This is a genomic window from Bradyrhizobium sp. AUGA SZCCT0283 (assembly GCF_018130385.1).
In the GTDB taxonomy this organism is placed as follows: Bacteria; Pseudomonadota; Alphaproteobacteria; order Rhizobiales; family Xanthobacteraceae; genus Bradyrhizobium.
This window is the reverse complement of the sequence record NZ_JAFCLU010000001.1, coordinates 329198-341473: the sequence shown is the minus strand read 5'-3', so window position 1 is coordinate 341473 and position 12276 is coordinate 329198. Positions and strand designations below refer to the sequence as shown.

General features: G+C 64.8%; 7 protein-coding genes and 1 pseudogene. 2 read left to right on the top strand and 6 right to left on the bottom strand.

Annotation, left to right across the window (positions count from 1 at the left end):
• A pseudogene (locus JQ624_RS01600) lies at nucleotides 1-902 on the top strand (FUSC family protein).
• On the opposite strand, the gene JQ624_RS01595 reads toward JQ624_RS01600, so the two are convergent.
• The 4 genes from JQ624_RS01595 to gyrB are packed head-to-tail and all read right to left on the bottom strand — an operon-like array spanning nucleotide 887 to nucleotide 6566.
• Entirely contained in the window at nucleotides 887-1360 is a 474-nt protein-coding gene (locus tag JQ624_RS01595) for a DUF2867 domain-containing protein (RefSeq protein ID WP_212417074.1), read from the bottom strand. The pseudogene JQ624_RS01600 and the gene JQ624_RS01595 sit on opposite strands and share 16 nt — an antisense overlap.
• Complete coding sequence (locus JQ624_RS01590) at nucleotides 1357-2763, bottom strand: MATE family efflux transporter (protein WP_212417073.1); 1407 nt, start codon at nucleotides 2761-2763, stop codon at nucleotides 1357-1359. The genes JQ624_RS01595 and JQ624_RS01590 overlap by 4 nt, the downstream gene beginning before the upstream one ends.
• A gap of 54 nt (nucleotides 2764-2817) precedes the next feature.
• On the bottom strand, nucleotides 2818-4116 hold the full coding sequence (gene murA / locus JQ624_RS01585; RefSeq protein WP_212417072.1) for a UDP-N-acetylglucosamine 1-carboxyvinyltransferase: 1299 nt from the start codon (nucleotides 4114-4116) through the stop codon (nucleotides 2818-2820).
• Between the two features lie 14 nt (nucleotides 4117-4130).
• Nucleotides 4131-6566: a DNA topoisomerase (ATP-hydrolyzing) subunit B gene (gyrB, locus tag JQ624_RS01580; RefSeq protein WP_212417071.1), complete on the bottom strand. Its 2436-nt coding sequence runs from the start codon at nucleotides 6564-6566 to the stop codon at nucleotides 4131-4133.
• A 336-nt stretch (nucleotides 6567-6902) separates the two neighbouring features.
• On the opposite strand from gyrB, the gene JQ624_RS01575 reads away from it, so the two are divergent.
• Complete coding sequence (locus JQ624_RS01575) at nucleotides 6903-8789, top strand: acyltransferase family protein (protein ID WP_212417070.1); 1887 nt, start codon at nucleotides 6903-6905, stop codon at nucleotides 8787-8789.
• Nucleotides 8790-8842: 53 nt separating this feature from the next.
• Here the strand turns inward: JQ624_RS01575 and JQ624_RS01570 are convergent, their stop codons facing one another.
• The gene (locus JQ624_RS01570; protein ID WP_312014365.1) at nucleotides 8843-10978 is read right to left on the bottom strand and encodes a hypothetical protein; all 2136 of its coding nucleotides are present in this window, start codon (nucleotides 10976-10978) and stop codon (nucleotides 8843-8845) included.
• Nucleotides 10979-11107: 129 nt separating this feature from the next.
• Complete coding sequence (gene recF / locus JQ624_RS01565; RefSeq protein WP_212417069.1) at nucleotides 11108-12247, bottom strand: DNA replication/repair protein RecF; 1140 nt, start codon at nucleotides 12245-12247, stop codon at nucleotides 11108-11110.
• Nucleotides 12248-12276: the final 29 nt, after the last annotated feature.

Genomic DNA, 12276 nt, shown 5'->3' with positions numbered 1-12276 from the left:
ATGACCTTCGCAAAACGCATGCTTGGATCGCTCAGGGGCCGGAAGACGCAACTGGCGCTGGCGGTCAGGCTCGCCGTCGCCGCGGTCGCAGCCTATGCGATCGCCAGAGCGCTGCACCTGATGCTGCCGCTATGGGCGGTGCTGACCTCGCTGATCGTCACCCAGATGAGCGTCGGCCGGTCACTGAAGGCGACCCGCGATTACATGCTCGGCACGGTCGGGGGCGCGGTCTATGGTGGCGCCATCGCGATGTTGATCCCGCATTCCGGGGAAGGCGGATTGCTGGCGCTATTGGTGCTGGCGGTCGCGTCGATGGCGTTCATCGGCGCCATCAATCCCAGCCTGAGCGCCGCCACGGTGACGGCCGTGATCGTGTTGCTGGTTCCGGCAATGAACCACGCCAATCCACTGGATTCCACGATCGATCGGCTGTTCGAGGTCACCGTCGGCGCGCTCACCGGGCTTGTGGTCTCATTCCTGGTGCTGCCATCGCGGGCGGTCAGCCAGATCCGCATCAACGCGGCGCAGCTTTTGGAACTGCTGGCTGCCGCATTCGCCGAACTGCTTGCGGGCCTGACGCGCGGGCTCGACCCCTGCATCGAATCCAGGATGGTATCGGCACGGCGATGGCCAGCCTCCATGCGACCGGTCTGGAAGCCGAGCCGCGGCGCTGTGGACATTCAGCCTGTCGATGCGGCGCTGCAGGCCTATGCCGCCGAAGTCGCCTCGCTGCGAGCGAGGGCTTGATCCGCGGCGTGCCCGTCGATGTCGCGGAGCGGTTCTTCGCGCTGGGATTTTCGCTGGAGCAGATGCGGCAGAATCTGAACGATCTCGACCGTTGCCGTGCCGACTGGTGCGGGACGCCGACCAAGAAGCTGCCAGCGTCTCAGCCCGTCACCTGACGCAACAGGGCCGGCACGATCCGCCGATGAAACGGCATGATGATTGCCAGATAAGTCCGGCCGAGCCAGTTGTGCGTCTTGACCAGCGTTGTCGCGGTGACCTGCCTGACGCCGCCGGGCGCCGTCACGTCCACCACGACGCGAAAATCCAGATGGCGATCGTTGAAGCCGGCGATGAGGCGATCGGGCGTTTGGCTCACGACCGGAAAGATCCCGATCATGTCTCTGGGTGGGACCAAGCCTGCACCCGACGTTCTCAGTCCCAGCGGCGCCACCAGCAGATTGCGCAACGACAACAGCGCCTCGGCCCATCGCGGCTGACGCGCCATCATGCGTTCAGCGGCACGCCTTGCGTCGAGATCGCGATCCCTGATTTCAATGCGGAAGGCGTCGGCGAACTGTGCGCCGGCCAGCAGCGTATCGGTATCAGCAGGAGGGGTGATCTCGTGGACTTTCATCGGAACGTGAGCTTGTTTGCGAGCGAGCGGAAGCGCAACAGCAGAAGCACGGCATAGACAGCGGTTCCGACCGACAGCCCGATCCATATGCCCACGGCGCCTGATGGTGTCCCGAAAGCGAGCCAGCAGGCGCACGCGAAACCGATCAGCCAATAGCTGAGGATCGCGAACAACAGCGGCACGCGCGTGTCGTTCATGCCGCGCAGCGAGCCCGCGGCGACGGTCTGGATGGCGTCGGCGATGAAGAAAGTCGATCCGACCAGCAGCAGCGTCGCGGAGAGTTCGGCTGTCGCGTCGGTGCTTTCGCCCAGAAAAACCTCCGCGATACCGAAGCGGCTGACGATCACGGCGAGCGTCAGGATGGCGGCGAGCACGATGCCGAGCCAGGTTGCGACGTAGCCCGCGCGCCGGACCGCGCCGGCGTCGCCGCGGCCGATGGCATGTCCGACCCGCACGGTGGCGGCCATGCCGATGCCGAACGGCACCATGAACAGGATGGCGGCGACCTGCAGCGCGATCTGGTGCGCCGCCAGCGCGGTCGTGCTGATCAGGCCCATCAGCAGTCCTGCGGCGCCGAACAGGCCGTATTCAAGCAGGAAGGAGATCGAGATCGGCGTGCCGATGACAATGAGCTGCCGCATCAGTCGCCAGTCGACCCGCCAGAAATGGCCGAACACGTGATATTTCCGGAATGGCCGGCGGTACGCGGCAAACCACACGGCCGCCAGGAACGTGCCGAGGTTGACGATGGAAGTCGCCAATCCCGCGCCGAACAGCCCGAGCTGCGGCAGGCCGAAAGCGCCGTACAGCAGGAGATAGACCAGCAGCGCATTGGCCGGGATCGCGGCCAGCGTGATCCACAGGATCGGCTCCGGCCGCTTGATCGCGCTCATGAAGCCGCGGATCGCCAGGAACCACAGGGCAGGCAGGATGGTCCAGACCAGGCCAGCCAGATATTGCTGCGCCAGATGCGCGGTCATCGGCGCCTGGCCCAGCATCAGCAGGACCTGCTCGGCCCAGAACCGCAGGGCCATCAGCGGCAGCGAGATCAACAGCGCGGCCCACAGGCCGACGCGGAGCGAACGGCGGATCAAATGCGGGTTGCGGGCGCCGAAGGCCTGCGCCGCCAGCGGTGCGACGGCCGAGACAAGACCCATGCCGAAGGTGAAACTGACGAAAAGCACGGTGTGCGCCAGCGATGCCGCTGCCACGGCCTCGGCGCCGAGGCGGCCGATCATGGCAATGTCGGTCGTCATCATCGCGATCTGCCCGAGCTGGGTCAGCGCGATCGGCACCGCGAGCTTCAGCGTCTCGGCGAGTTCGATCGCAAGATGACGGCTGGGCACGACCGCAGAGGTGGGCGGCGCTACGGTTGCGCGTTCGATTTTGTCGAGCGAGGTCATTGCACCAGACTACCACCGCCGAGGGTCGAAAAAGTGACGCCGGGAGCTTGCGGCCTATCGGGCGTCCCGCTCCGGCACGCGTGTAATCCGGGCGCCGAGCGCATTGAGCCGCTCCTCGATGCGCTCATAGCCGCGCTCGATCTGGTCGGCGTTGTTGATGGTCGAGGTGCCTTCGGCGGCGACCGCCGCCAGCAGCATGGCCATGCCGGCGCGGATGTCGGGGGAGGTCATCGGCGCGCCGCGCAGCCGGCTCGGGCCGGCCACGATCGCGCGATGCGGATCGCACAGCACGATGCGGGCGCCCATCGAGATCAGCTTGTCGACGAAGAACATCCGCGACTCGAACATTTTTTCGAACATCAGGATGACGCCGTCGCACTGCGTCGCCGTGACGATCGCGATCGACATCAGGTCGGCCGGGAAGGCGGGCCACGGCTGGTCCTCAAGTTTCGGCACATGACCGCCGAAATCGTCGTGGATCTTCATGGTCTGGCCTGAGGGCACCACGAGGTCGTCGCCCTCGACGCCGCAGACGATGCCGAGCCGTTCAAAGCCCATCCGGATCGAGCGCAGATGCTCGACGCCGGCTTTCGCGATGCGCAGCGGCGAGCGCGTCACCGCGGCAAGCCCGATCAGGGAGCCGACCTCGATATGGTCGGGCTGGATCGAATAGCTCGTGCTGCCAAGGGTCGCCGGGCCGTGCACGATGATGGTGTTGGTGCCGATACCTTCGATCTTCGCGCCGAGCGCGACCAGGAAATGCGCGAGGTCCTGCACATGGGGCTCGGAGGCGGCGTTGCGCAGGTAAGTGGTGCCATGGGCGGCGACCGCAGCGACCAGCGCATTCTCGGTGGCGGTGACGCTGGGCTCGTCGAGAAACACGTCGGCGCCCCTCAACTTGGTCGCGCGGAATTCCAGCCGGTGCGTGGCGGTGACGGTGGCGCCCAGCTGCTCGAAGGCGAGGAAATGCGTGTCGAGGCGACGGCGGCCGATGACATCGCCGCCGGGCGGCGGCAGCGCCACCTCGCCGCAACGGGCGAGTAGCGGCCCGGCCAGCAGGATCGAGGCGCGGATCCGTGCACAAAGTTCGGGATCGAGATCGGCGGCGCGGACGTCCTTGGCGTGGATATCAAGCGTATTGCGCGCTTTCCATTCGGCCGAGGCGCCGACCGAGCGGATCAGTTCGACCAGCGTCTCGGTGTCGCGGATGCGCGGCACGTTTTCCAGCGTGACCGGATGCTCGGTGAGCAGGGCGGCAGCGATGATCGGCAGCGCGGAATTCTTGTTGCCGGACGGCTCGATCGTTCCCGCGAGCCGGTGGCCGCCTTCAACGATGTATTGAATGGGCGGCACGGGCGCGTCCTGCCTCACACGTCGACATTGGCGCTGAGCGAATTATCCTGGATGAATTCGCGGCGCGGCTCGACCACGTCACCCATCAGCTTGGTGAAGATGTCGTCGGCCTCGTCGACCTCCTTGATCTTCACCTGCAGCAGCGAACGCTCGTTGGCGTCGAGCGTGGTTTCCCAGAGCTGGCTGGGGTTCATTTCGCCGAGGCCTTTGTAGCGCTGCAACGCCACGCCCTTGCGGCCGGCGTCGGTCACCGCCTCAAACAGGTCGACGGGGCCGTAAATTATCGTCTCCGAATCTTTGCGGCGGAGCTTGCCGGGGCGCGCATAGACGTCCTGCAACCTCTCCCGATATTCGTGGAGCTTGCGCGCGTCGGCCGAGCCAAGGAAAGCGTCGTCGATGATGGCAACGTCCTTCACCCCGCGCACCGTGCGCTCGAATACGAAACCCTGGCCTTCCACGAAATGTCCGCTCCAGCCGCGTTCGACTTCCTCGGCTTGAATATCAAGCCTTCGGGTCATGTATTCGGCGGCGGCGGCGGCGGTTGCCGGATCGGTATAAATATCCCTCCCGAACAGGCCTGCGACAGCGGCCTGTTCGACGACCTTTCGATTGTAGCGGCTGTGCAGGTTGCGTAGCACGCTGCGGATGACACGAGCGTCTTCCACCAAAGAGAGCAGATCGCGGCCGGCGCGCTCGTCGCCGGCGCCCGGCGTAAACACGCATTCGTCGAGGCCGGTCGCGATCAAATAATCTTCCAGCGCGCGCTCGTCCTTCAGGTACCGCTCGGACTTGCCGCGCGTCACCTTGTAGAGCGGCGGCTGCGCGATATAGAGGTGGCCGCGGTCGATCAGTTCGCGCATTTGCCGGTAGAAGAAGGTCAACAGCAGCGTGCGGATATGGGCGCCATCGACGTCGGCGTCCGTCATCACGATGATCTTGTGGTAGCGCAGCTTGTCGGCGGAGAAGTCGTCGCTGATGCCGGTGCCGAGCGCGGTGATCAGCGTGCCGATCTGCTCGCTTGACAGCATCTTGTCGGTGCGGACGCGCTCGACATTGAGGATCTTGCCGCGCAGCGGCAGCACCGCCTGGAATTCGCGGTTGCGGCCCTGTTTGGCGCTGCCGCCGGCCGAGTCGCCCTCGACGATGAACAGTTCGGACTTGGCGGGGTCCTTCTCCTGGCAGTCGGCGAGCTTGCCGGGCAGTGAGGAAATGCTGAGCGGACTCTTGCGGGTCAGTTCGCGCGCCTTGCGGGCGGCTTCGCGCGCGGCAGCCGCCTGGATCACCTTGCCGACGATGACTTTCGCCTCGGTCGGATGCTCCTCGAACCACGCGGCAAGCGCCTCGTTGAGGACGTTCTCGACCACCGGGCGCACTTCCGAGGAAACCAGCTTGTCCTTGGTCTGCGACGAGAATTTCGGATCGGGCACCTTCACCGACAGCACGGCGGTGAGGCCTTCGCGGCAATCGTCGCCGGTCAGCGCGATCTTCTCCCTTTTTGCATTGGCCTCGGCATAGCCGTTGACCTGGCGCGTCAGCGCGCCGCGGAAGCCCGCCAGATGGGTGCCGCCGTCGCGCTGCGGGATGTTGTTGGTGAAGCACAGCACGTTCTCATGGTAGCTGTCGTTCCACCACAAGGCGGCCTCGACGCCGATGTCGTTGAGCTCCGCCCGAACCATAATCGGGGCGGGCACCATCGCCTTCTTGTTGCGGTCGAGATATTTGACGAATTCCTCGACGCCGCCATCGTAATGCATCGCCTCGCGTTTCTCGACCGCGTGGCGCATGTCTGACAGCACGATATTGACGCCGGAATTCAGGAATGCGAGCTCGCGCAGGCGATGCTCCAGCGTCGCGAAATCATATTCGACGTTGGTAAAAGTCTCGGTGGAAGCAAGGAAGGTCACCTCGGTGCCGCGCTTGCCGTTGGCGTCGCCAACGACCTTGAGCGGGGCGACCGCATCGCCATGGGCGAATTCGATGTAGTGCTCCTTGCCGTCGCGCCAGACCCGAAGCTGCAGCTTGCTGGACAGCGCATTGACGACGGAGACGCCGACGCCGTGCAGGCCGCCGGAAACCTTGTAGGAGTTCTGGTCGAACTTTCCGCCGGCGTGGAGCTGGGTCATGATGACCTCGGCCGCGGAAATGCCTTCGCCCTTGTGAATGTCGACCGGAATGCCGCGGCCGTCGTCGCGCACCGTCACCGAGCCGTCGGCGTTGAGGATGACTTCCACCGCGGTGGCGTGACCCGCGAGCGCCTCGTCGATGGCGTTGTCGACGACCTCGTAGACCATGTGGTGCAGGCCGGAACCGTCATCGGTGTCGCCGATATACATGCCCGGCCGCTTGCGCACGGCGTCGAGCCCCTTCAGCACCCGGATCGATTCCGCCCCATATTCGATCGGAATGGGATGCTCAGTATCGGCAGGTGTCTGCCGGGCAGGTTCTGTCATGTGAGGCCTTCGAGGGTGTCCCGAATCAGCTGCGCAATATGAGGCGCTGATTGGTCTATTTGTGCCATGAAAGAGACATTGCGCCTAGCGCAATCTCTCTGTCCGCAAGTCGTTGAATAAATGGCGATTTTTTACCCTTTTTCAAGGTCTCGAAAGGCCGATTCTGGAGGCTTCGAAAAGCGCGATTCGGGGGCTGATTCTGTGCTCCCAACCGCCAGATTTTTGGCTGCCGTCGCGGCGGGAAATGGCAGGCCGCCGCGGACCTGCTAGAGAAAGGCGGCGCGGCGACTAGTCGTCGTTGTCCGCCGTCCAAAGCGATCCCGGGTCATCTCTCCATTGTCCTCGCCTTCACCAAAATATCGACCTGATGTCGACGGCCTGCGGGCCATCGCCGTGATGCTGGTGCTGAATTTCCATGCGTTCCCGGATGCCCTGCCGGGCGGCTTCATCGGCGTCGACGTGTTCTTCGTGATTTCGGGCTTCCTGATCACGGGCATCATCACGCGCGAACTGGAGCTTGGCCGTTTCAGCCTGGTCGAGTTCTACAACCGGCGGATCCGGCGCATCTTCCCGGCGCTGATCGTGGTGCTCTGCGCGACATTGACGCTGGGCTGGTTCTGGATGCTGCCACAGGCCTTTGCACGGCTCGGCAGCGACAGTTTCGCCAGCGCGGCGTTTCTGGCCAATATCGCGCTGTTGCTGCAGTCCGGTTATTTCGACGTCGAATCCGCCAAAAAGCCGTTGCTGCATCTATGGTCGCTCGGCATCGAGGAACAGTTCTATCTGTTCTGGCCGCTGCTCCTGATGCTCGCAGCCCGGCTGCGAATGAGCATTATCGCAATGGCAGCAATGCTCGGCATCGCCTCTTTCCTGCTCAACGTGGCGCTGATCGGCTCAAATCCGATCGCGACCTTCTACCTGCCGTTCACGCGCGCGTTTGAATTGCTGACCGGCGCGGTGCTGGCCTGCGGCTGGATCAACGTCAATCAGTCCAGCGTGGCGAGCAGCCGGCGCGCCTGGATCGGCGTGGCGCTGATCGCTGTGGCGGCCGTCATTCTCGACAGCCACCGCGCCTTTCCGGGCTGGTGGGCGGTGCTGCCGGTCGCGGGCAGCGCGCTTCTGCTATCCGCGCCGGCTGCGTGGGTGAACCGGGTCGTGCTGGCAAGCCCGCCGCTGGTATGGATCGGGCTGATCAGTTACCCGCTCTATCTCTGGCACTGGCCACTATTGGTGTTCGGCGGGATTATCAAATTCGGTCCGCTGACGCTGCTGGAGCGCCAGTTGATATTGGTTGCGAGCGCGCTCTTGGCCTGGGCGACCTACCGGTTTGTCGAGATACCGTTCCGTTTCGGCCTTCCGAGCCGGCGCAAGATGTACAGCCTCGGGGCCGGCATGGCGATGGTTGCGGTCGCAGGTGCTGCTGTCGTTTGGGGGCGCGGCTTCGACTTCCGGCTGCCACCGGAAATCCGCGCGATGGCCAGCGTGCCGACCGAGAGCTTCAAGTGGCGGTTTCATGAATGCCTGCTCGATCTCAGCCGCGAAACGACGTTTGCCGACACTTGCGTCGAGCGCGACCGGCGGCCGCTGGTTCTGATTTGGGGCGATTCGACCGCCGGCGCCCTGCTACCCGGCCTGCGCAAGGCTCAGGAGACGCGAAACTTCGGCATTGCGCAGCTGACCTCAAGTTCCTGCATTCCGGCATTGAACGCCGACATTGCGAGCACGCCCAATTGCCGCGCGATGAACGACAAGGTTTTTTTGCTCGTCCGGCAGATCAACCCGGATATCGTTCTGCTGCACGGAACCTGGGAACAACATCTCGGCAACGTGGCTGAAACGGTGGTCGCGCTGAAGAAGGAGACCAATGCCCGTGTCGTTGTTCTCGGCGGCGTACCGACGTGGCGGCGCGGGCTTCCGTCCGAGGTGCTGAGGTATTTCATCCTTCATCGCGCGCTGATCCCGGAGCGCTCGCCCAATGCCGCGCCACCTACCGCCTACGATGCGGTGATGCGCGCCCGGCTCGAGCCGCTCGGCGCCGAATTCATCTCGGCGTCGGACGTCTTTTGCAATGCGCAGGGCTGCCTGACCCGCATTGGCGATGCGGCGGCCGATATCACCGTTAGCGATCAGGTGCACGTCACTGAAAAGGGATCGGTCTTTCTGATCGCATCCATCATCGACCGCCTGCTCGCCGGCGCGGCATCTGCGGGCAAGGCGAGATAGCGCACGCGCTCAATACATCTGCAACGGCAGCACATCGCCGCCGGGCCCGATTATCACGCCCCAGGTGTCGCCGGCGCCGACTCGATCTGGTTGTTGCGCGCGGGGCCGCCCGCGATCTTCAGCGCGTACTGGTATTTGCCCGGCGGCAAATCGATCATTGGAGGCCTTGGCGATTGCGGTCCGCCGGCGCCGGCCGCGATCTTGATCGTCTGCTTGTTGATCGAAACCGTGGCGTCGCTCTTGCCGATATTGCCGAACATCAGTTTGGACTGGCCGGGCTTCGGTACGACGTCCGCCTTGGCGGCCGCGGCCGGATATTTCTGGGCGAGATTGATCGTGGTCTCGCCCTTGCCGCGGCCAAGTTTCAGCGTCGCCGGTCCGTCGGGCGAGGTAAACGCCAAGTGCACCTGGTCAGGTTTCAGGACAGCGCCTTCCGCCGTCTCCTGCCAGCCGCGCTTGCCGAGTTCGCTGCGGTAGAAGACCAGCACCGAATTGAGCGTGGCGGGAACGCTGGCCTCGAGCTCCCTGCGGAACGGTGCGTCGCTGCCGGGCATCTTTCCGGTCCCGATCGAGCGCATGGTGCGCTTGCTCGGCACCGGCAACGGCGAATCGGCCTCGGCTTCGAGAACCTCATCGGCGACCTTGGCGCTCGGTTCATTGGAGGCCTGAGCGCCCGCTCCGTCAGCCTTGGCGGCCACTTTTTGGTTCGCCATCACCAGGCCGGTACCATCGGCGCTGACCTTGACCTTGGGCCCCATCTGCATGGCGGTGAGGGAGAATGCCTTGCCGCCTTTGGAAAAGTCCATCACGACCATGTTGGCCTGATTGATGACCGAAGGCCGCTCTTTCCAGCCCTGCGACTTCAGCAAGCCACGATAGAATGCGGCGATCGCCTTCACGCTGGAGGCGGAATCGAATCCGAGCCTGCCGTCGGCGCCGTCGAATTTTACGTTTTCCGCGTTCTCCGGCACCGGCAACGGGGTTGCGCTGTCGGCCAACGTGCGCAGCGGCGCATCCGACAGATTGGCGGCCTGCGCGACCCGCCGCGCCTCGTCGGCGGCGATCACCTGCTTGGCCATATCAGCGGCGTCGTTCATGAACTTCGCGTCGGCCTCTTTCTTCGCCTTGGCGCGGGCGGCCAGCGCCGCTTCCGTCATCTGTGTGGTGAGACCGACGACAGTCAGGTCGTATTTGCGTCCGAGCGTCAGCGTTGCGGTCTGCTCGGCGGAGGAGAAATTCAGCGTGACGTTATCAGGCGTGACGACTGCGCCTTTCGTCTCTTCGGTCCAGTTACGGCTTGCAAGTTCGCGGCGATAGAAGGCAAGCGTTGCGGGAAGCTCGGCGATGACCGCGACCTCCATCTGTCGGCGGACAGAATCGGAGCCGCCGGAGCTTTTCGCAGTCTTGGTCGGCTTCGGCCGCGGCAGGCCAGCCATTTCGGAATCGGCCTCCAATGTCTGCGGCAGTGCGAACGGCGCGACCCGGATTTCCACGCTGGTCCTGCCGTCGTCGCGACGCAGCAGCGTCAGCATGATCGGTCGCTGCCGGTAGAAGCCATCGCCATCGTCATGGCTGTAATAGGTGCGGACGCCGTTCTGGACCGTCTCACTGAGCTCCGCGCCGGGCCACCGCGCGGTCGCATCAACGGCGGAAAGCGGTTTCCAGCCGATCGCGGCCATCTCCCTGCGGAAGAAATCGAGCGTTGCGTCAAAGGCGAGAGGCGCAATGCAGCCGAGATAGGGCCGGTGCTGGTCGAACACGATATCGGTCGCGTCCGGGGGGAATGGCACGTTGGAGGTGATCCGCTCGGCGGTGTAGTACACCACCGATTGATCGGGCCGGCCGAGGCCTTGCGTGAAATGAACGTTGAGCCCCTGCTGGGCCTTCTTGAAAGTGAGCAGGCTGCTCTTCTCATCGAGCGGCCGCAAGAATTGCACCCAACCGTCGGCGGCGAGCAGCTTTTTGGTGGCGGCTGACGTTACCGCGACGACGGTCGGAACACCGTAGCTCATGCTGTAGGATTGTGTGCGCGAGGAATCTTCGACGGCGCCTTCCAGGCGCGGCAGCGCGCGGACGTCCACGATGCCATTGTCGGCCTTCGCCACCAGCGGTGTGCCGACAGCCAGCAGGAAGATCAGCGGCAGCAGGCGTTTTCCGGCCGGGATGACCCCGCGCTCGATCTCAGGCATTTTCGTCTCCGGTATTTGTTGCGTACGAACGATGGCCGCGTGGCCGCAAGGGCCGCGGCGTCTCTGACGCCAGTCCCAAAAACTAGTCGCGCCGGCACGGGATTAGGTTCAAACTGGCCCTTTATGGGCTCAGCCGCGGCGGCTCACCTGACCCGATTCCACATCAAAAATCTCGCCCGTCGTGCCGATATCGACGAATGCGGCCGGATCGGCCCCGGTCATCCAGACCTGCGCGCCTAGCCTGGCGAGTTCATCGAACAGCGCCTTGCGCCTGTTGGGATCAAGATGCGCGACCACCTCGTCGAGCAGCAGCAGCGGCACGATGCCGGTCATTTCGGCAACCAGCGTGGCATGGGCCAGCACCAGCCCGATCAGCAGTGCCTTTTGCTCGCCGGTGGAGGCGTCGCGCGCCGGCATGTTTTTGGGCGCGTAGACCACCTGCAGATCGGTGAGGTGGGGGCCGTCCAGCGTGCGGCCGGCCGCGGCGTCGCGGGCGCGGCTGGCGCGCAGGATCTCGCGGTAACGATCCTCCACCGATGTCGCGGACTCATTGAGCAGCGCATTTTCCATCCAGCCGTCGAGCATGATCTGTGCCGACGGAAAGGCTGAGGCTTGCCCGCGTTCGCGCAGCATCGCGGCCAGCCGCGTCACCGTCTGGCCGCGGGTGGCGGCGACCGCAACCGCAAGCTCGGCGGTTTCGCGCTCGATCGCGTCGCACCAATGGTCGTCATAATTGCGCACTTCGAGCAGGCGGTTGCGCGAGCGCAACGAGCGCTCCAGCGCCGAGACTCGGCTGGAATGTTCGCTGTCGATCGCCAGCACCAGCCGGTCGAAGAAGCGCCGCCGTTCGGAAGCGGCGCCGAGAAACAGCCCGTCCATGGCGGGCGTCAGCCACACCATGCGCAAATGATCGCCAAAGGCGGTTGCCGAACTCACCGGCTCGCGGTCGATCCGGCAGCGCCGACTGGTGGAGGCGGCTTCCGCTGCGGGCGCGTCGATGCCGGTCCCGAGCGTGGCGAGCCCGAGCGCGCCCTCGACCTCGGCCGAGACCGCCCAGGAGCCATCGCCCTGGTTGTCGGCGACATCTTCCAGCGTCGCGCGCCGCAGGCCCCGCCCCGGCGACAGAAACGAGATCGCCTCCAGGCAGTTGGTCTTGCCGGCGCCGTTCGGCCCCACCAGCACCACGACATCCCCCCGCGCCTGCACGCTCGCCGCGCGGTAGTTGCGGAAATGCGTGAGGGAGAGGCGTTGGATGCGGGAGGGGGTCATGGCCGGTCGTCATTGCCGGGCTTGACCCG

Coding starts and splice junctions, on each gene's coding strand:
- JQ624_RS01595 (WP_212417074.1), bottom strand. CDS start 1,360: ATGAAAGTCCACGAGATCACCCCTCCTGCTGATACCGATACGCTGCTG.
- JQ624_RS01570 (WP_312014365.1), bottom strand. CDS start 10,978: ATGCCTGAGATCGAGCGCGGGGTCATCCCGGCCGGAAAACGCCTGCTG.
- recF (WP_212417069.1), bottom strand. CDS start 12,247: ATGACCCCCTCCCGCATCCAACGCCTCTCCCTCACGCATTTCCGCAAC.
- gyrB (WP_212417071.1), bottom strand. CDS start 6,566: ATGACAGAACCTGCCCGGCAGACACCTGCCGATACTGAGCATCCCATT.
- JQ624_RS01590 (WP_212417073.1), bottom strand. CDS start 2,763: ATGACCTCGCTCGACAAAATCGAACGCGCAACCGTAGCGCCGCCCACC.